The 19,372-nt window shown below is 47.9% G+C and carries 15 protein-coding genes; 9 read left to right on the top strand and 6 right to left on the bottom strand.

Going from position 1 to position 19,372, the window contains the following annotated elements; all coding sequences use genetic code 11:
• The first annotated feature begins 15 nt into the window (after positions 1-15).
• Positions 16-1,467: a metallophosphoesterase gene (locus CWC22_RS23830; protein WP_138536926.1), complete on the top strand. Its 1,452-nt coding sequence runs from the start codon at positions 16-18 to the stop codon at positions 1,465-1,467.
• Positions 1,468-1,616: 149 nt separating this feature from the next.
• Here CWC22_RS23830 and CWC22_RS23825 read toward each other — a convergent pair whose 3' ends face one another.
• Positions 1,617-2,111 carry a DUF6702 family protein gene (locus CWC22_RS23825; RefSeq protein WP_138536928.1) on the bottom strand — a complete coding sequence of 165 codons (495 nt, stop codon included), beginning with the start codon at positions 2,109-2,111 and terminating at the stop codon, positions 1,617-1,619.
• 435 nt (positions 2,112-2,546) lie between these two features.
• On the opposite strand from CWC22_RS23825, the gene CWC22_RS23820 reads away from it, so the two are divergent.
• The 4 genes from CWC22_RS23820 to CWC22_RS23805 are packed head-to-tail and all read left to right on the top strand — an operon-like array spanning position 2,547 to position 8,379.
• On the top strand, positions 2,547-2,777 hold the full coding sequence (locus tag CWC22_RS23820) for a hypothetical protein (protein WP_010381399.1): 231 nt from the start codon (positions 2,547-2,549) through the stop codon (positions 2,775-2,777).
• 53 nt (positions 2,778-2,830) lie between these two features.
• A complete protein-coding gene (locus CWC22_RS23815) occupies positions 2,831-4,051 on the top strand; it encodes an exonuclease SbcCD subunit D C-terminal domain-containing protein (protein ID WP_138536930.1) in 1,221 nt (406 codons plus the stop codon).
• Positions 4,048-7,704: an AAA family ATPase gene (locus tag CWC22_RS23810; RefSeq protein WP_138536932.1), complete on the top strand. Its 3,657-nt coding sequence runs from the start codon at positions 4,048-4,050 to the stop codon at positions 7,702-7,704. The genes CWC22_RS23815 and CWC22_RS23810 overlap by 4 nt, the downstream gene beginning before the upstream one ends.
• Positions 7,705-7,713: 9 nt before the next feature.
• Complete coding sequence (locus CWC22_RS23805) at positions 7,714-8,379, top strand: class I SAM-dependent methyltransferase (RefSeq protein WP_138536934.1); 666 nt, start codon at positions 7,714-7,716, stop codon at positions 8,377-8,379.
• A 1-nt stretch (position 8,380) separates the two neighbouring features.
• On the opposite strand, the gene CWC22_RS23800 is transcribed toward CWC22_RS23805, so the two are convergent.
• The gene (locus CWC22_RS23800) at positions 8,381-8,923 is read right to left on the bottom strand and encodes a DUF6942 family protein (protein ID WP_138536936.1); all 543 of its coding nucleotides are present in this window, start codon (positions 8,921-8,923) and stop codon (positions 8,381-8,383) included.
• 243 nt (positions 8,924-9,166) lie between these two features.
• On the opposite strand from CWC22_RS23800, the gene CWC22_RS23795 reads away from it, so the two are divergent.
• The 3 genes from CWC22_RS23795 (at position 9,167) to CWC22_RS23785 (ending at position 13,897) form a co-directional block, all read left to right on the top strand.
• On the top strand, positions 9,167-11,044 hold the full coding sequence (locus CWC22_RS23795) for an alkaline phosphatase PhoX (protein ID WP_138536939.1): 1,878 nt from the start codon (positions 9,167-9,169) through the stop codon (positions 11,042-11,044).
• A 65-nt stretch (positions 11,045-11,109) separates the two neighbouring features.
• Positions 11,110-12,774, top strand: coding sequence for a hypothetical protein (locus tag CWC22_RS23790; RefSeq protein ID WP_138536940.1), 1,665 nt, complete (start codon positions 11,110-11,112; stop codon positions 12,772-12,774).
• Positions 12,775-13,561: 787 nt separating this feature from the next.
• Positions 13,562-13,897, top strand: coding sequence for a hypothetical protein (locus CWC22_RS23785; RefSeq protein ID WP_125560273.1), 336 nt, complete (start codon positions 13,562-13,564; stop codon positions 13,895-13,897).
• Between the two features lie 95 nt (positions 13,898-13,992).
• Here CWC22_RS23785 and CWC22_RS23780 read toward each other — a convergent pair whose 3' ends face one another.
• The 4 genes from CWC22_RS23780 to CWC22_RS23765 form a co-directional block, all read right to left on the bottom strand.
• Positions 13,993-14,904, bottom strand: coding sequence for an SDR family NAD(P)-dependent oxidoreductase (locus CWC22_RS23780; RefSeq protein ID WP_138536942.1), 912 nt, complete (start codon positions 14,902-14,904; stop codon positions 13,993-13,995).
• A gap of 126 nt (positions 14,905-15,030) precedes the next feature.
• A complete protein-coding gene (locus tag CWC22_RS23775; protein ID WP_138536944.1) occupies positions 15,031-15,885 on the bottom strand; it encodes an AraC family transcriptional regulator in 855 nt (284 codons plus the stop codon).
• A 32-nt stretch (positions 15,886-15,917) separates the two neighbouring features.
• A complete protein-coding gene (locus CWC22_RS23770) occupies positions 15,918-16,415 on the bottom strand; it encodes an SRPBCC family protein (RefSeq protein ID WP_138536946.1) in 498 nt (165 codons plus the stop codon).
• Between the two features lie 297 nt (positions 16,416-16,712).
• Entirely contained in the window at positions 16,713-18,449 is a 1,737-nt protein-coding gene (locus tag CWC22_RS23765; RefSeq protein WP_138536948.1) for a M12 family metallopeptidase, read from the bottom strand.
• Positions 18,450-18,906: 457 nt separating this feature from the next.
• Between CWC22_RS23765 and CWC22_RS23760 the strand changes: the two genes are divergently transcribed.
• Entirely contained in the window at positions 18,907-19,371 is a 465-nt protein-coding gene (locus tag CWC22_RS23760) for a hypothetical protein (protein ID WP_230090678.1), read from the top strand.
• Position 19,372 lies beyond the last annotated feature (1 nt).

Below are 19,372 nucleotides of genomic sequence, written 5' to 3'. Positions count from 1 at the left end.
AAACAAGGAATAACCATGCGCAAATATATGCTTCCTCTCGTCGTTTTACTCTCTGGTTGCACGGGCACTGCCGACAGTGCAGCACACGATCCACTCGTTCATGCCGCTTATACTATGCTGGCCCCCGCACAGGGTGGGGGTGTGCAAGTTTATGCCAGAGCCATTGTCGACGGCGCACATATTAATGATCAGCAATGTCCGCAGCTAATACACGCGGGTGAACAGGCGATAAAAACCCGGGCCAGGCGATTAAATCCGGATCCCGTTCATTTTCCAGTCACAGTTTGTGAAGCCGTGATCCGTCCAGATACTCAGTATCGTCTTTCTTATGGCGGGGTTGAACTGGCTCCCGTCAACCTGGCTCCAGAGCAAATTCAGGTATTTGGAGACTCCGGATGTAAGAGTTCAGTATGTGAAGGAGCAAGTGCTGCGCAACCTTTTGCTCAGCTGGCGGACCTGGGTGCCAGGCAAAGCAAACAGTTGATCCTACATATGGGGGATTTCAACTACCGCGGTACGTCGGGCAGCATCAGTAAAGATATTTACGCGTACGATGCGGGAGATGGTGGTTACGGTGGTCCGTCATGTGGTCTAACAGAGACGTATTACTCGCAAAATGCCAGCGGCAGTCCAAAACCCGATACCTGGCAGAGTTGGCAGGCTGATTTGTTTGCACCGGCTAAGTCTTTGCTGGCCAGTGCACCTTGGGTATTTGCCCGCGGTAATCATGAGCTGTGTAGCCGTGCAGGTCCCGGCTGGTTTTATTTCCTGGGACCTGGCTCTGACTTACCGGGGGGCGTTGCACAGCAGTCATGCCCTTATCAGGGGGAATTCAGCCAGCCACCCAGCGAAGCAAGCGACCATATTGTGATGCTAGACCCCTATTTGCTTGAACTGGAGTCGCTGGCATTGTGGGTGATGGATTCTGCCAATGCTTGCGATTCACGCTCGCCACAAACACTCACGCGCCAGTATCGTGACCAGTATTCTCAATTGCAGCGGCTGGCTTCTCGGGTAAAAACCCCGTTATGGATGATGACGCATAGACCTATTTGGGGACAAAGCGGACCGGTTGGCACTCCTTCAATCACAGATATGCTGCAAACGGCGCTGAAGACGACTGTATCGCAGCAGCTACCGTCTGAGGTCAGCTTGTCTCTATCTGGTCATATGCATATTTACCAGTCGCTGGCTTTTGGTAAGGGCAGTGATCGTCCACCTCAATTGGTGGTCGGCAACAGTGGTGTTAGCCTGAGTTCAACCGGTGCAAACAGCGGGTTCAGTACTCAAATTGATGGTAAGCGCGCGCAGGGGAACACTCAGGGAGAGTTTGGTTACATCTCCATTAAGCTGGAAGAGGACGATCAATGGCAGGGGCAGTTTTATAACACTCAGGGCCAAGTATTCCTCGACTGTGGCAGTAAGCTGGCACAACAAGGTAAAGCTCTGTGCCAGATTGTACGGTGAGTGCACTGGTTGCCACTTGATGATTCGGTGGCGATAACCTGGCTAACATATGCCTACCTTCTTCTCTAAACGCGCTGCAGAGTAAGTGTCAAGGTGTAACTGATTGGTGTGCTATTTAGTGACTGGGGCAAAGTGTTAGTTGTTGGGGTTTACTGAGAAAACCTCACCCACAGCCAGGTATCGTCGCCGTTAAAATGCAGAGTCTGAACAGCGTGCTGAGTTTTGAAGTTGACCATATTGACCTGGGTTGGCCAGATATCTCTGAGTGCATCATGACGCATCTGTAAGCGGCTCAATTTAACTGGCATAGGGGCGCGCTGGATAACCCAGAAAAATTGCCCGTCAATACTGCCATTGTATAGCGTCAAGGGAATGGCTTGGCCAGCTTCATCCTTTAATTCCACTGTGTCATGCACATATTCTGCAAAGCGGGCTCTGTCAGATTGGTTTTGAAACAGGTCGGCGTCTTCACCAAACAAGTCTTCCACCGCATGCTCGGTATCGTGCAGGTAAAACCGGTGCATTAATTCGATCTGCTCGTTACCCGAGTCAACCAGTACAGTCGTCATTGCAGCTTTTATTTGGTGCGCTGTTGCTGTGTTTGCCCAAATTAATGCCAGTGCGGCAATCAGCCGATCCCTCATGTGGTACCCCTTGGTTGTGTTCGGGTCTTATCATACCGCGAATTGAGCGGAATTATTGTTATTTTACTGCTGAGCTTGTTATCTGGATTGAAATAATCGGTGTGCAGTGCGTACGTTTTGCTTTTGAGTGATTTGCATATATGGTCATTTTGCCTCATTCGTCTATATTGTCACGAAACGTAACTCACCCCGTGTTTTGGGCGTGATAAAATGAGTATAGTGATGATGTCAAAATAACAATAAATTTTCGTGCCAAGTTCCCATTTTGCAAATTTATTGTCTCTATTTTACAAATAAATTAAAAAAGCCAAATTCAATGGTTGAAATCGGAACTAAATTCCCAGTAAAATCGCGGACTTTTCAATCGGCGAGTAAAACTGGCGTTGGTTTTGCTCTGTACAAAGTACCCGTTTAGCAAAAAATGTGGTGAGCAGTATGGATTTCTACATACTAAAAAAACAAGAGAAACTCGTTGCCATACCGGCGGACGAACAGAACTGTAAAGAGTATCTGGATAACGGCTACTTTTATGTTGATAAAGTGGCTGCGTGTAACGAGAAATCGGCACTGAAACGTCTGAATGGCAGACAGAACCGTTATCTTCGCGCGCTGTGGTTACTTGTGATCCCTGTGATGATTTTCGCCTGGCGTCAACTCAGCCATTAACCTATTAAGCTAAGCAGTGTATATTAACCGGCATTAAGGTTAAGGAACGCTGCATGAAGGTTTTACACACATCCGACTGGCATCTGGGTCAACAGTTTTACGAGCACAGCCGTCATGCTGAACATCAGCATTTTCTGGACTGGCTGTGCGATACACTCACTTCTCATCAAATTAATGTACTGATTGTCAGTGGCGACATTTATCACAGTGCTACGCCTTCGGCGGTGGCTGAGCAGCAGCTGTATGCCTTTATCAGGCGTGCAAAAGCCGATAATCCAGACTTACACATTGTGATCACCGCGGGTAATCATGATTCAGCGAATCGAATAGAAACGGCTAAACCACTGCTGAGTCAATTCGACACCCATGTTGTCGGCCGGTTTGATAAGCATAATCCCCAGGATGTGGTAAAAACCCTCAATACTGACCTTGGCACTTTGCAGGTTGTGGCCATGCCGTTTTTACGCAGCGCCGATCTGGATACTCAAGCCGATGATCCTTTGGCCTATCAACGTGGCGTTGAACGCGCATACCAGGCCGCTTACCAGGGGGTAGATGCACAACTCCCGGTGCTGGCTATGGGTCATTTACATGCCAAAGGTGGCAGTATTTCCGGCGATTCAGAGCGCAATATCACCATTGGCGGGTTTGATGCCATTACTGCGGATGTATTTGGGGAACGTCCCGATTATGTTGCACTTGGACACTTACATAAAGCGCAAAAAGTCGCTGGCAGTGAGGCTATTCGCTATTGCGGTACACCCCTGCCGATGTCGTTTTCTGAGCGTAATTATCGTCATCAGGTACTGTTGGTCGAGTTTTCTGATAACAAGCTTAGCAGTGTAAAGCCCCTTGACGTGCCGCGCCTTAAACCGGTGATTTTACTGCCCGAGCGCGGTGGGGCGACGTTGGATGAGCTCATTGCCTTGCTCAACGAACTCGACTTATCGCAATACCAGAGCCAGGGCGCAGCAACGCCCTACCTGAGGCTGCGGCTCAATGCCAGTGACACCGATAGTCAGTTTCGCACTAAGATTGAACAGGCACTGACGGATAAACAAGTGCACTTCTGTGGCATTGAGCGTGTGAGTAATACGCAACAGAGCGCAGACATGCCGCATTTTGAAGACCTGGGGCAGGTTGAGAAACTGGAACCCGTGAGTTTATTAGAGTTGGCGTATCGGGCACAGATAGACAGTGAACAAGCCGTGCCGCAAGCTTTGCAAGATTGCCTGATGCAGGTACTGGCCAGTGTACAGGAGCAGGAAGCATGAAACTACTAGGGATCCAGGTGCAAAACCTGGCGTCACTGGCGGATGCCGACATTGATTTTACCCAGCCACCGTTAAAAGACACCGGCCTGTTTGCCATCACCGGCGATACTGGCGCGGGTAAAAGCACCTTGCTGGATGCAATATGTCTGGCATTGTACGGTAAAACCGCTCGACTCAAGGCTGATGCAAAAAACAAAGTGATGCTCAACGGCGATGAGCTGAAACTCAATGATCCCCGAAACCTGCTGCGCCGTGGCTGTGTCAGCGCCCGCGCCGAAGTAACGTTTTGTGGTCAGGATGGCGATCAATACCGTGCCAGCTGGCGTGTCGGCCGCGCCCGGAATAAGTTGGATGGCCGTATTAAAGAAGCTGAACATCAGGTGGTGCGCCTTGCTGATGATACGGTACTGGCTACCAAAACCACCGAGGCCAAACAACTGCTGGAACAGTTACTGGGCCTGAACTTTGAACAGTTTTCTCGTGCGGTGCTTCTCGCACAACATGAATTTGCTGCATTTTTGAAAGCCAACAGTGATGAGCGGGCGCAGTTGCTCGAAACGCTTACCGGCACGGCTAAGTTCAGCGTGATAGGTAAAGCCATATTTGAGCATCATAAAGCAAAGCAAGATGCGCTGGAACAGCGTAAGCAATCACTTAACCATGTCACTTTACTCAGCGATGAAGCTCTGGCCGAAAATCAGCAAAACGCAGCCGATTTGACCGCTGCCATTGCCACGGCTCGTGATGAAGAAAAGCATCTGGAGCAAGGCATTCAATGGTATCAGGCTTGTGACAAGCTGGCCGAGCAATGTCATCAGGCTGAGCAGGAACAGGCCGATTGCCAGCAGCGACTGACTATGCAAGCCCATGACTTTGATAAAGCGAGGCGCGCCAAAGCTGTCGAGGTGATCGCAGATAACCGGGCTCAGGCTCGGGATATGACTGCCCAGCTTAAGCAACTAGAGCTTGATATCAGCCAGTTGCAACAGCAGGAATACGCGCCGCAGATCCGCATTGCACAAGATCAACTACAGGCCGCTCAGACACGACTTAGTGAGGCAAAAAGCCAGTTGCAGATCAGTACCCCTGCCCTGCAATCATTACGTGAGCTGGACCAGCAGCGCGAAGCCAACAAACAGCTGCTGGCACAAAACAGTGCAGAACATAACGAGCAGCGTGAGCAGCATGAAGCATTGCAACAGCGCAGTGAAACGCTGGGGGCTCAGCTACAAAAAGATGGTCAGCAGGTTGCTCGATTGCAGCAAGACTGCCAGACAGACCTGGATCTGACGCGTGTGAGTGAGCAGTGGTCACAGATCAGCGGTGTATTAAAACACTGGCAGGCATGTCAGGCACAGCTTGGTAAACTGGCGGATGAGCAACAACACACACAAGCCTGTGCAGACAAAGACACACAAACGCAACAGGCGCTGCAACCCAGACTGACAGAATTACATCAACAATTAGCCGATATTCAGCAAAACCTGAGCACGACTCAGTCGCAGTTGAGTGAGCTGGATTATGAGACATTACAATTTCAGCGTACTCAGTTAATTCAGGCGCAGCAAAACCAATCACAGCATGCCCAGCTGCAACAGGAGCAGGGTGAGCACCGGCTTCACATTGATCGTCTGCGGCATCAACATCACAGCCTGCAACAGCAACTTAAAGACACTGAGCAGCAAGATGAACTGACCAGACAGCGGGTGTTGCTGACTCAGGAAAATTTGCAGCAAGTCCGCTTTCGGGCCAGTGACAGTGTGAGTAAACTGAGAACGCAGCTGGTTGCGGGCCAGGAGTGCATGGTGTGTGGCTCGACGGAGCACCCTTATGGTGTAGATCACATCGACAGTCACTGGCAAACCCTGATTGCTGATTTTGAATCGCAATATCAGGCTGCTGAACAAGCCCGCGCGCAGTCGCAGCAACGTTACCATGACCTGGTTGGTCAGGCTGAGCAATGCAATGGTCAGTTACAGGCGGCACTGCAACATGAAGCACAACTCAATAGCAAGTTTGCGCAAATTGCCGAATTACTGGCGCAGTTGCCTGTTGAGTTGCGCGATACCCCGGACCCTCAGGCGTTGCTGGCTCAGTTGGATCACAAGCTACAAACCTACAGCCAGCTGAGTAAAACACAGCAACAGCTTTGGCAGCAACAGCAGACAGCTCAGCGCGACATACAGCAACTGGAACAACAAAACCAACAGTTACAAAGTCAGCTCGAACGTGCCTCACAGGCAATGGCTTATGCCCAAACCCGGCAAACAGAGCTTGCGACAGAGCAGCAAGAAACCCTGTCGCAGGTCCGGCAGATATATTCAACCTCTGCATGGTGGCAGGTGTTTGAGCAATCACCGGATCAAGCTATCACTCAATTGGGCGAGCAAGTGCATGTCAGGCAGCAGCAACTGCAACAGCTCAGTGAATTACAGCAAAAGATTGATGAAGGTGAACAGCAGGCTAAACTGCTACGCCAGCAAAGTCAGGATAAACAGGCACAGCTTTATAAAACGGCGCAAGCCCGCCACGCTCTGACTGAAAAAGGGGACGTACTGACCCGTGAACGAACAGCGATCCAGCCACTTGAGATCAGTGCAGACAACTGGCATCAGTCTTTATTGGATGAACAACAGCAAGCTGAGAGTTTGCTAGCTCAGGCAACACAACGAGTCTCAGATCTGCGTCAGGCGCAGGAATCACAGGCACTGACGCTGGCACACAAGCAGCAATCAAAGCAGCAGCTGCAAGCGTCGCTGGCAAAAGTTCAAACTCGTTACCAGAGTTGGCTGGCGGAGCTGCAAACTCAGTTCGACACGCTCACAGAAGCGGATGTTGAGGCGCTGTTACAGTGGGATAAATCGCAGTGGCAAGCTTTGCTGGCCGAATATGAGGCTGTGAATAAAGCATTACATAGTGCACAGAATAAACACGCTCACCTGCAAGAAGAACTCGCATCTTTGCGCGCTAAGCCTGTGACCGAGCAAGCCCAGGCACACCTTACCGAGCGACTGGTTCAGTTGCAACAAGCGCGCGATGCCAATCAGGCGCAGTTGATCAGTGTAAATGCAGTACTGAAACAGCATGAGGATAACCAGGCTTATCTGGCCGAGCAATATGAGGCACTTCAGGCGCAGCAGGCCGAATACGAGCACTGGCACCTGTTAAATCGCTTATTGGGTGACGCCACGGGCAAAACCATGCGTAATCTGGCTCAAACACAAACGCTCAGGATCTTGTTGCAATATGCTAATCATCACCTTGGCAGTCTGAGTCATCGTTATCGCCTGACCGTCATCGGTCAGTCGCTGGAGATCGCCATTATTGACCGTGATATGGCCGATGAACAGCGCAGTGTAAACACTTTGTCCGGTGGTGAGTCCTTCCTGGTTTCCCTGGCGCTGGCATTGGGTCTGGCGTCTCTGTCTTCAAATCAGGTGCAAATCAATTCGCTGTTTATCGACGAAGGGTTCGGCACTTTGGATCCACAAACGCTCAGCGTGGCACTGGACGCGCTCGATGCATTGCAGTCACAAGGGCGCAAAGTGGGCGTGATTTCTCATGTGGCCGAAATGACGGAGCGAGTCGCTACACAAATTAAAGTACAGAAACAGGCTGGCGGGTATTCGTCGGTCACCATCAGTGAACGATAAGGACATACCATGCCCAGTTTTACACAGGATGAAGCAACCCATTACGACAGCCGTATTGAGCGCCTGGTGCCCGGTTATCAGCTGCTTCATGAATTGGTGCAGGCACAATTACAGACTGTGCTCCCTCAGGAAGCGCAAATTTTGATCGTGGGAGCTGGTACGGGCAAAGAAGTATTACAGCTGGCCCATAGCAATCCACACTGGACTTTCATCGTACAAGATGTCTCTGACGACATGTTGGCCATCGCAGATCAAAATTTTACTAACTCCGGGCTCTCGGAGCGCGTGACCATACATTCGGGACCATTGGAGTCCGGACAATATCAGGCTGATGTCGCACTGTGTCTGCTGGTGATGCATTTTGTGCCGGATAATGGCGCTAAGCTGGCACTATTGGCGTCAATTCATAGCAATCTCAAACCTGGTAAACAGCTGCTACTGGCAGACTTGATGAAGCCCGAAACCCAGTTTGAGCGCGAGTCTCAGCTTAAGCATTGCCGCGCTATGGGGCTGACTGCGGTTGGTGAAGAACGTATGCGCTACAATCTGGAGCACGAATTTTACCCACTCGACCGGATCCGGCTGGCAGAGCTGTTGGATGAAAGTGGCTTTTCGTCCGCGCATATGTTCTTTAAAGCCCTTGGATTCAGTGGCTTAACTTGCGTCAGGCAATAAGTCAGGCATGGCCTGTATTGAGCAACTCAACTAATTTTGAGATCTTAATATTACTAAGCTGGCGATAATCCAAATACGGGCAGATCAGCAACTTATTGACGGGATCAATGGCAAACTCCTCATCCAGCCAGTGCAAAGAGTTAGTAAAAATATGATCCCGGAGCAATGCCTTTGCATAGGTGCGGCCCGCTATAATGTGCCAGTCATAGCGATTTGCTGCCAGATCTGGCGCAGAAAACAGCAAAGCCTCCTGACATCCCTGCTGTAACAGTCGCTTATCCCGGTATTTTTGCCAGCTTGAGTAATGTTCTGGCTGGTTAGTAAAATCGTGATCTGGGTGACTGAGTTCTGCTATAAATTTGGCATACACATTAAACACCTTGCGCCAACCATTACCACATTGCTGGTTGATGTAATTAATTTCTCCAGTCTGTAAGGCTATGACTTTATTTAACTTTTGAAATTCTGAAAGTTTTGGCGGGTGCTCGACATAAATGGCCAGCAAACCTTGCTCTGCGCCAAATCCGTAAGTTGGTAAATTCATGATCTCTAAAAAAGGTGTATGCAAATGCTAAACGCATTATACCTGTTTTTGTTATTCAATCCTGTGTAAACCCCCTTTACATCAAGGGATAGCAATAATTTATTCCTTGTGTCTTTTGATTGACTTATAAATGACTGAAAACCTTAACATTTAAGCAATGTATCTGTAACCGGTTCACTCCAACCTATTGTGCGCTTTATAACAATAACTGTAGCAATCGTAGCAACTAACTCGGAGTAACTAATGAAGCGCATAGCATATTCGTTGATCGCCGCTGCCGTCACAGTGGCATTGACCGCCTGTGATGGTGATGATGGTAAACAAGGCCCTCAGGGCGAGCAAGGTGTTCAGGGTGAGCAAGGTGTTCAGGGAGAGCAAGGCACTAACGGTACTAATGGTACAAACGGCACTGATGGTGTTGCAGGCAAAGATGGTCAAAACGGTGGTTCAGGCCTAATCCGTATCGCCACTGTGCCAGCAGGTGCTGAAGTCACAGGTTTGTTCCTGACTGAGCAAGGTGATTTGTTCTTCAATGTTCAGCACCCAAGCGATGCGAATACATTGGAAGATGGAAACGAACGCCCTTACAACGGTGGTACTGTGGGTGTATTAACGGGTGTTAATTTCAACGAGTTACCACGTAATATTGTGAGCTCACCTGTTCCAGCGACAGAGTTTGAGATGCAAACGGTTGTGACTGCGATTGGTCAATATCAGATCCTGGGTCAGACCGGTGATGTGTATGCCGACCTGGGCGAAAAAGGCCTGGCCGGTGGCTTAGGTGTGCACTACGGTATCACATCTGGTGACAAGATCATTGAAAATGATAACCCGGACTTCAATGGTTTTATTCCAAGTGCTGACGAAGAAAATACAGGTTATCTGTTTACTAACTGGGAATCATACCCAGGTGGCATGAGCCGTCTTAAAATGAGCAAGAGCGACGCAGGTACATGGAACATTGAAGAAGCCATGATGCTCGACTTTGATGGAGTCAAAGGCACCGCGGCAAACTGTTTTGGCTCAGTATCTCCATGGGGCACACCGCTAACGTCTGAAGAGTGGATTGTAAGATCTGACGTCGACACTACTCAACATGCTGAGTGGAATGACCCGGCCTTCACGCGTATAGACAGAATGAAAGAGTTGGTTACGCCTGAATTCCCTAACCCTTACCGCTACGGTTATATTGCTGAAGTGCAAAATCCGCTTTCTGATACACCAGATGTTGTGAAGCATTTCACCATTGGTCGTTACGAGCATGAAAACTCCTTAGTTATGCCTGATGAACGCACAGTGTACTCTTCTCAGGATGATACCGGCGGTGTACTGTTTAAGTTCGTTGCAGATCAACCTAAAGACCTGAGCTCAGGTACGCTTTATGGTGCGAAGTTGACTCAGGACAAGGGCCTGAACGATCCGGCTGTGACTGGTTTTGATGTTGAGTGGGTTGAAATTGCATCGGGCACCAATGCCGAAATTGAAGCCTGGGTTGCTGAGTACGATGAGATCGACACTGAAGACTTCGTTGAAGGCCAGACAAGCTATCTTTCTGTGGCTGACGTAAAAGCATGGGCAGATGGTGCAGAAACTTACCCAACACTGGCGCAAGGTGGTGGTCTGGTTACGGCGGGCAAGCCAATGGATAACCGTTCAGCATTCCTGGAGTCTCGTCAGGCGGCAAGACAATTAGGCGCAACGGCAGAATGGCGTAAGCTGGAAGGGATCAGCATCAACTACGATCGCGTAGTAGAAGCCGTAACTGGTCAGGACATGGTTCCTGGCGAAGTGGTTGAGCAGGCATACATGTATATCGGCGTTGCAGACATTGATAACACGATGACTGATCCGGAAGGTGATATTCAACTGTCTGCGCGTGTTAAAGATTGTGGTGGTGTTTACCGTGCCCACATCGATAACAACTACAACCTGACTCGTATTGAGCCTGTTGTTATGGGTGGTACGCACCGCTCTAGCCTGACTGGTGCACAAAAGTGTGATGTCAATCAGCTATCTCAGCCTGATAACGTGATTGTTATGCAGGACGGCCGCATCATCATTGGTGAAGACGGTATCCAGGAAAATAACACCCTGTGGTTGTACGATCCTAACTCTAAGTAATTGTAAGACTCGCGGTGCCCGTTCGTGGCACCGCATTTTTTTATCCAAAAATGGGCGTCATAAAAATGAAATACCAAGTAATCGGCCTGGCGGTACTCACTGGCCTGGCATTGACCGGCTGCGAAGAATCACAACATCATACTCAAGCTGTCGAACTAATCGCCTCGCAGTCAGCGCATAAAGCTGCACCGTACAAACCAGGTGATAATATTCCGGCAACCGCTTACATGGAACACGATGAGGTCTATAACCCCGAGTCGGTGATCCCACCTCAGTGTTACACTAAAACCGATGGTGTAAATAATCCGTGTTATGCCTGCCATCAGTCTTATCAGCAAGAGCCAAAAAGACCCAACGCGATGCGCGATGGGCATTTGCAGGGCGTGTATGAATTCTCTGACTTGGGCCTGAAAAACCACTGGAAAAACCTCTTTGTTGACCGGACAGATTTGATCGCAGGTGTGCCAGATAAAGAGATCATGGCGTGGATCAATCAGGATAATTACACCCCGTTTATCGAAAAGCTGAAACAAGACAAGCAATGGCGCGGTGAAATAACTCCGCTGGAAAATCTGGCCTATCCGGAAAAAGCCTTTGATGAGATGGGCTTTGCCAGAGATGGCAGCGGCTGGGTGGCGTTTAACTACAAGCCCTTCCCGTCGACGTTTTGGCCCACCAACGGCTCCACGGGTGATGTGATGATCCGTTTGCCCGAAGCGTTTCGCTCAAAAGGCGGCGTGTATAATCAGGATGTGTACCTGGCAAACCTGAGTCTGGTTGAACTGGCATTAAAGGGCTTAGATAAGATCTCAACACCATTAATCTCAGAACAACGCATTGGCCAGGATTTAAATGGCGATAATCAGCTTACCAAAATCAGCGAGATAACTAGGCAATCACATTATGTAGGTGATGCCACAGATGCACTGGCGCATATGCTGTACCCCCAGGAAACTGAGTTCCTGCATACCGTACGTTACATTGGTGTAGACGAAAATGGTGGTATTTACAACGCGCCGCGTATGAAAGAAGTACGCTACATGAAAAAGCACAGGTTTAAGACTCGCCAGTCACTGAATTCTTCATATCACCGTGAAGAAAAAGAGAAAGAATTCGAAAATCTGCCGCAAACCCTGTATCTGGGCGATCAGGGTATCAACAACACCTTTGGCTGGACCATCAATGGTTATATTGAGGACAAACAAGGTAACCTGAGACCACAGCATAAGCAGGAGCTGGCATTTTGTAACGGTTGTCACAAAACCATCGGCTCAACCTATGATCAGACCTTCTCGTTTGCCCGCAAAGTAGAAGGCGCACGCGGCTGGGGCTATATCAACCTTAAAGAAATGAAAGATGTCCCCAACAAAGGCGAAACACTCGGCGAGTTCCTGACATACATGAACCGGGTCGGTGGTGGCGACGAATTCCGCCAGAACCGCGAAATGCTGCAAAAGTGGTTCAAAGCAGATGGCACGGTCGACAAAGAAAAAGTGGAGTCGGCAGAGAACCTGTACGAGTTGATCACCCCGTCAAAAGAGCGCGCACTGGCACTGAATAAAGCATACAGAACCATAGTGGAAGAGCAAAGCTACCTGTTCGGCCGCGACGCAACGCTGGTAGAAGCAAGTAACGTACTGCAACAAGTAGACGACTCCCAGGCTCCGCTAAAAGCAGAAAACCAACACCAATGGGACATGCAACTTGATTGGGTGAGCAGCGACCGATGATTAAGAATCATCGCAGCGCTGCGAACGCTTTTCATGGATGAAAAGCCGGGAGCCCCCTACAGGGATGTATTTCCACTCGTACGTTAAGCGACTGATGATTAAGAATCATCGCAGCGCTGCGAACGCTTTTCATGGATGAAAAGCCGGGAGCCCCCTACAGGGACGTATTTCCACTCGTACGTTAAGCGACCGATGATTAAGAATCATCGCAGCGCTGCGAACGCTTTTCATGGATGAAAAGCCGGGAGCCCCCTACAGGGACGTATTTCCACTCGTACGTTAAGCGACCGATGATTAAGAATTATCGCAGACTCGGCGTCCCCGCACTGCGAACGCTTTTCATGGATGTGTCGTGCAAAGTCGTGCTTTAGCGCGGCCTTTGCGCAAGGTGAAACGAGCCGTTTTAGCTGGACTTGCACTGTGCGCTAATCAGTATTGCCACTCGTATCTTAATCATAGCAGACTCGGCGCCCCCGCTCGTTGACCTGGTTATCAGGATTTGGTGGTCGATGTGAGTCCAGTTCCGATAGTTCAGTGCGGTCATTGAGCAAGGTAAAGTACGCTGCTTTCGCTGAATTTAGACTACTTTTTAAGGTCTGAGGGGCCGATTTATCATTAAGCCATTCCACGATGTGAGTCAGAACAAGTTCAGAGCAAACATGTTCACATTGTACCGATAAGGTTGTTACTATAGAGTTTTGAATAGCAATAACAAAAAGTTATAAAAAACAATGCCCCTACAGGGGTTTACTATTTACTTAGCATATATTAAATAAGGATTATTATAATGAAAAAGCTCATTTTATCAGTTGCTTTAGCTCTGACTTCTTTAGGCGCACAGGCCAATACCTGTAGCAGTATAGGCTGTACAAGCGTCATTGAAACACTTTATACCAGTGAAAATGGCAACATCTACGTTGGATTTCCGGCCGATGAAAAGCTGGCAAACTGCACGCCGCAAAGTGGTGTTTACTTTACCTTAAGACCTGAAGCAAAAAACAAAAACCAAATGTATTCAACTTTAATTTATGCGCTGGCAGCCAATAAGAAAGTGCAGGCGCGTATTCACGAAAGCTCCCAGGGTTGCTCCATCGCCTGGGTGAGTGTAGACACTCGTTGGTAGTCTGATAAGAAAGAAGCTAACTCACACTCGTCTTGTTGAGGTCTTTGCTCTGGGTGAAGCTCTTTCGCCCAGAGCGCTGTTCAGTGTATCTGGCGCTATACAAAGCGTTGAATTGCCTGGTAGGCATTGTCCTGATACTGCTGATTGTTCAGGTCTTCAAATAGCTCCGCTTGATCCCCGATAGGGCCCGTTAACCCTTTCTGACTGGCGTAAAATGTGCCACTTTTTAATTCTTCATCAAACAACCCCATCAGATAGCGTTTCGCGCCCTCTTCAACTTTATGGACTTTGCCGAGCCATAGCATAACTTGCATCATGCTCTTCATAACATATTGCTTTACAAAGGAGAGAGAGTTAAAGCCATCAGTGCCTGTAGTCGCACCTGGGCTCATGGTGATGAATTTCAGCTGTGGATGGCGTCTGGCCATTGCCGACATCCATAATGCCCCCATATATTTGATTGGCCCGTAAGGTATGGTCGCATCTGTGGTGGAGCCAAAGAACGACCCGTCACAGACAGAAGCAAACTCCTCGACCGACGAGATGTTTAGCTCCGGACGCTTCATGCCCATTTCCTTCACGCCCCGGGCGGCTTCTGAGCCTGCATAGAGGACAACCTGAGTAAGTTTCTGCGCCTTAATAAGCTCTTCTGTCAGTACGCTGTGCCCCAGCAGATTAACTGCAAATATCTCGGTGACGCCCTGTTCATTCAGTTTGTTAAATTGTTTACCGCCCGTGCCTCCGGCATTCATGATCAGTGCATCAATACTCTCTGGTAGCTGTTGTACGGCGGATCGCACCGAGCTTAAATTGCTGACATCGAGCTGGACAATCTCAAAAATACGCTTGCCTGTTTGTTGTTCCAGTGCCATTTTAGCTGCTTCTGCTTTGTCACGGTTGCGACATCCCAGGTAGATCTTTTTAATGTCCGGATACGCTGCAATCTGCTTTGCTGCCTCTTTACCTAAACCTGCATTTGCGCCAGTGATTAATACGCGGGTGATCATAATGTGCCTCTTTCTTAATTCGGGTGTTGAGTTTATGAGACCAGATTAGCGAAAAGCGCGTTGTTGCTTTTGATATTTCTTGCGGTATTGAATGTGTATTGCCGGGGTATAAAAAAGCCTGATAGTTCAGGCTTTTAGTGTTACCGGGATATTTAGGTACACTTTATTGTTGGGATCCGCGTCATTAAAGCCGCCCGGCAATAACTCGAAATCGGGCTTGTCAGCGTACTCATAACGGCTCTTTGGCAGCCAGCTCCCCCAAATATACCTCAGGGTTTCTTCCAGGTTTGCGATGGGCCCTGTATGTGTAAATCTGGCATAGGTTTGTGCAGCCAGTTCTCGTGTGATTAGACCATCCGGCACGTCATCAAAATTTTCAACCTGGGCTGAGCAAATATAAACAAATCGAGTGACGTCTCCGTCTTCCTGATAGTTTTCATAGATACCAAAAAAGTGATCGCCTACCCGATTGGGGATTTTGTCACGATAGGGGCGAAAGCCTGACCAAAGCTTGGGCAAGCTGAGATCTCCATCTTCGTATACATTGGCAATCCCCACGATTTTCATCGCAGGTTGTTCAATGATCTCGGGTTCCATACTGATGTTGTTTTGCAAAAATGCCAGATCGTCAGGACTAAATGGCTTTTTGTATAACAAGCGAAATGGTTCGTTTATTTTGCGATATTGTGCGGGTGTCATATCGAATAGTGCCTTAAATGCCCGAGTGAATGCTTCTTGAGAATCAAACTGACAGTCCAGGGCCAGGGTTAATATGCTCACATCGTCTGTTAACAGTCGCTTTGCAGCTAGGGTCAATCTGCGTTTGCGAAGGTACTCTTTTGGGGTGTCGCCTACCAAAGCTTTGAAAATCCTACTGTAGTGATATGTTGAATAGTGGGATGCCGCTGCGATTTCATGCACGCTGATTTTTTCATGCAAATGCGTTTCAATGTAGTCGATACTTTTAAAAAAACGATCCATCCCACAGTCCTCTTTTATCTTGATGGGTATAGTCACACGCTGACCGGTGCTGGTTGAACAAGGTTATCTTCCGCGTACCGTTTTAACCCTGCTAATAGTTTGCCAAAGGCAATGGGAAACACCAGCCGAAGCAGTGGGTAAAACAGGTAGGCAAACCATTTAAGCTGTGGCGAGGCTGTCCAGATCACCTTGCTTTGGTTTTTACCAACCGGCTGCACTGACATCATAACGTGGTTCTGCCGAATAGGCACAATGGCAGGGTTGTTAACTGGCAGCACATTAAAAGCGATGCTCTTGTCCGTTTCACTGAATTCGGTAATGACCTCTTTGACTTTCGCACCATTTGGATTGTCACTTAAATTGCAAACTCGCCCTTCCATTGGGGCGCCTAGGCGGCTGCTGCCTTTACCGAGTGCTTCAGAGTAGGGTATAGGTCCCATCCATAGATGTGCTTTATCAAATTGATGGGCGACTAAATCCCAAACTTGTTCTGCCGATTTATTAATGATGATTGATTTGGTGATCTTCATGATTAGCTCCAGGAATTGATAGTGAAGCTAGTGTAAAAGGTTACATGTGTGAGTTTTTGATATTTCTTGCTACGTTTGATAAAAGCAGAGTGAGCGTCACCTCTCATTTAGTTGCTTTGTAGCCGTATGTTGCTTTACACATGGTGAAATGAGTTGCTTTAGCTGCCTTCTATAGTTGGAAAATAGCCTGGGAAGCCGCTATTCAAAGTGCCTCCCAGGCTATTCATCACTGGATGTACATGGCACTAAGCGCCACTGAGATTAAATTTAGCGCTCTCAATCACGCTATTTTAAAACTTAAAAGTCACTCCAGACGCTCACTGTTTCTGTAGCGGTAGGACCACATCCATTGATATTACATGCGGTAATGGATACTTGATATCTGCCATCAGGTGCTTTCCTGTAAATAGACTTATAGCCACCGTCTGTATCTTGATAAGGGGTTTGAATACTTCCAGTGTATACTAAACCTTGCCCTGCTATACGGAAGCGATACTCAGTTGCGCGAGCAACCTTGTAAAACCCAAACTCAGCAATATTGTCCCAATCAGAATCAATAAGGTCATCAATGCGTGGGGCCGAAGTTGGCACGCCTTCGATCTTTACTGAATGCTTATGTGTTAGCGTTGCTTTGTCACTGCATCCTCGAGCATTACACGCTTGAATTTCATATTTGTAGGTGCCGGAAGGCAGAGATTGTTTGAGTGAATTGCCGGTGATTTGTCCTAAGTATGAACCATTGCGGTAAGCTTTGAAGTATTGCACTTGTGGCTGGCTGTTCCAACGAACATAGAACTCTTTGTCTGTTGAAACATTATCCTCAATGTATGGTTCTGGTTCACGAGCACGTTGCAGTACGGAGATTGTTTGAGCTGCAGATTCGCTTGAACATGCACCGCCATCCCAGCATGCCTCCACCGTGAAACGGTAGCGGTATCCATTTTTTTTCTCGGGAAGAGAGTCTCCAAAGTAAATTTCAAACGCATCTCTCCAATAGTTCGAAGCGCTAATACGGTACGTCATAGGCGTGCCCACATCTAATCTACCGTTTCGGTTGATATCAATGAACTCTTCAGATGTTTCATTTACTCTGAAGTAGTCAGGGTAATCGTGGACTTGATACCAGACCACTGAAATACGTAAGCTTGTTTCATCTTTGTGGCTAGACCCCAGAAATACAGGCGTTTGCGACCGATTACGACCATATCCATCACGTAACGACTGCAGGTCACCATTTGACATGCGAAAATTGCCCAGAGTGTTTATTGCTGCCCCAGTGTCGAGGTTTTGATAGCTGAAGGCCTTGCCTGTGGCACCTGAGGTGCACCCTGTTCTGTCGCTATTACTGTAATGCATGATGGATTGAAAATCATATGGCCGCGAGCGTGATATCAGGGATGATGTTCTGAATGCACTTTGCAAAGTACAAGGTACATAGCGGTCATTCACTGTAAGGGAGTAGCGTTGACCATCTCGTGTGTGATAGTCGCGGTCGGTACGCTGGTGCTCATGGCGATAACCCAGAATATGCAATAACTCGTGAATGGCTGTGCCTACACTACAGTAGCTGGGGATCCATGCCTGACGGCGACCGCCATTTGCATAACCTATATTCGCAGAGCAGATTTTGTTTTTTTCCCTCTCATCATCAAGGGCATGACCATAAATAGTGAGATAGTTAGAATGACTTGACGTTTTATGGACGAAATTCACCCGAGAAGCGCGTTCTATCTCCTCCATTGCCTCAAGAATGTTTTTTTCATTCTGACTGCCGCTGGCGATACCAACTAGCTGGAACGGGACGATGCCGTTTGGCCAGCCTACAGCGCTGTCTAAACCGGACGTATTAGCCGCGCGATTGGCAGAAAACGTGTGGAATTCACTTACACTGTCCAATACCATATCGCCATCTATTAGGTACTCTGGTGTACCGGTATTTTCAGGCTGACTGTTGTTGAGAGGGGCTGTAGAGGCCATTGAGAGTGTGGGTATGAATATGGCACCGAGTAAAAAAAGTTTTTTATTTGTAATCATTTTTGTAGTGAACCTTGTTTGTTAATTAAAGCTAAGTGTTTGGTTGGAAATACAACGGGATAACGCAACTTTATAGACTGAATTAATGGCTGCATTTCAAGTCAATTTCCCTTTTCATTCCTTTTTTAAGTCTGTTTTAATCCTTTGTTCTCCTTGTTTTTTAAATTGTTAAGTAACTATCACCGAACAAGTTTTGCTTAGTTTTTTATTAACAGTGCTCCCTTTTTATACTGTTTTTGAGCGCTATTACCTTACTTGGGTAATATGAAATATTGACTACGGGATAGGGTTTTTCTTGATGGGTGGCGCTTTCTGAGGTTGTCTAGCATTGAACGCTAAAGTATTTGTCGTCAAAGGTATAGTTCAGCTGTTATGGTGTGGGTAGTCTTTTTCCCGTTGAGTTCGGTTTAAGGGAAATAATGAACTCATTTAATGACTTTAATGACAGGAAAATAAAATGAAAAATATAATAAACGTGTTGATGTGGGGAAGTTTATTCTCATTTTCTTCATCAGTATTCGCAGATATCCAATGTGGCTCACAGTGTCAGTTGAGCAAAGTGAACCAGTATTTTGATGCGCTGGATACTGTTTCGTATAAAGGTTCTACGGTTGCGAATATTGATGCCCTGATTGGTCTGATGCACGACGAGGTTAAATACGAGCACGTGGAATATTTGGCTAATTTTGATAAAGCAAGCTGGCGACGCGCATTCTTACGTAACTATGAAAGTGGCCGGTACGATAGTGACACCAACCGTGAGATCAGGGTACTACGCACGATCCCGGGTAAAAACCACATTGCTGTAGAGTATGCTTACGGTTTTAACCAAACTGATGGCAGCTGGCAACGGCAAGAACCTAGGCTTGCCGTATTTGGTTTTAAAGAAGGTAAAATCAGCTTGATCAGGGAGCTGTGGTAGC

It is taken from the genome of Pseudoalteromonas rubra (assembly GCF_005886805.2).
Lineage (GTDB): Bacteria > Pseudomonadota > Gammaproteobacteria > Enterobacterales > Alteromonadaceae > Pseudoalteromonas > Pseudoalteromonas rubra_D.
This window is presented reverse-complemented; position numbering and strand designations above follow the sequence as displayed.

Excerpts from the sequence above, each read along its gene's own strand:
- CWC22_RS23815 (WP_138536930.1), top strand. The coding sequence starts at position 2,831 with ATGAAGGTTTTACACACATCCGACTGGCATCTGGGTCAACAGTTTTAC.
- CWC22_RS23775 (WP_138536944.1), bottom strand. The coding sequence starts at position 15,885 with ATGGATCGTTTTTTTAAAAGTATCGACTACATTGAAACGCATTTGCAT.
- CWC22_RS23805 (WP_138536934.1), top strand. The coding sequence starts at position 7,714 with ATGCCCAGTTTTACACAGGATGAAGCAACCCATTACGACAGCCGTATT.
- CWC22_RS23780 (WP_138536942.1), bottom strand. The coding sequence starts at position 14,904 with ATGATCACCCGCGTATTAATCACTGGCGCAAATGCAGGTTTAGGTAAA.
- CWC22_RS23790 (WP_138536940.1), top strand. The coding sequence starts at position 11,110 with ATGAAATACCAAGTAATCGGCCTGGCGGTACTCACTGGCCTGGCATTG.
- CWC22_RS23765 (WP_138536948.1), bottom strand. The coding sequence starts at position 18,449 with ATGATTACAAATAAAAAACTTTTTTTACTCGGTGCCATATTCATACCC.
- CWC22_RS23820 (WP_010381399.1), top strand. The coding sequence starts at position 2,547 with ATGGATTTCTACATACTAAAAAAACAAGAGAAACTCGTTGCCATACCG.
- CWC22_RS23760 (WP_230090678.1), top strand. The coding sequence starts at position 18,907 with ATGAAAAATATAATAAACGTGTTGATGTGGGGAAGTTTATTCTCATTT.
- CWC22_RS23825 (WP_138536928.1), bottom strand. The coding sequence starts at position 2,111 with ATGAGGGATCGGCTGATTGCCGCACTGGCATTAATTTGGGCAAACACA.
- CWC22_RS23800 (WP_138536936.1), bottom strand. The coding sequence starts at position 8,923 with ATGAATTTACCAACTTACGGATTTGGCGCAGAGCAAGGTTTGCTGGCC.
- CWC22_RS23795 (WP_138536939.1), top strand. The coding sequence starts at position 9,167 with ATGAAGCGCATAGCATATTCGTTGATCGCCGCTGCCGTCACAGTGGCA.
- CWC22_RS23770 (WP_138536946.1), bottom strand. The coding sequence starts at position 16,415 with ATGAAGATCACCAAATCAATCATCATTAATAAATCGGCAGAACAAGTT.
- CWC22_RS23785 (WP_125560273.1), top strand. The coding sequence starts at position 13,562 with ATGAAAAAGCTCATTTTATCAGTTGCTTTAGCTCTGACTTCTTTAGGC.
- CWC22_RS23830 (WP_138536926.1), top strand. The coding sequence starts at position 16 with ATGCGCAAATATATGCTTCCTCTCGTCGTTTTACTCTCTGGTTGCACG.
- CWC22_RS23810 (WP_138536932.1), top strand. The coding sequence starts at position 4,048 with ATGAAACTACTAGGGATCCAGGTGCAAAACCTGGCGTCACTGGCGGAT.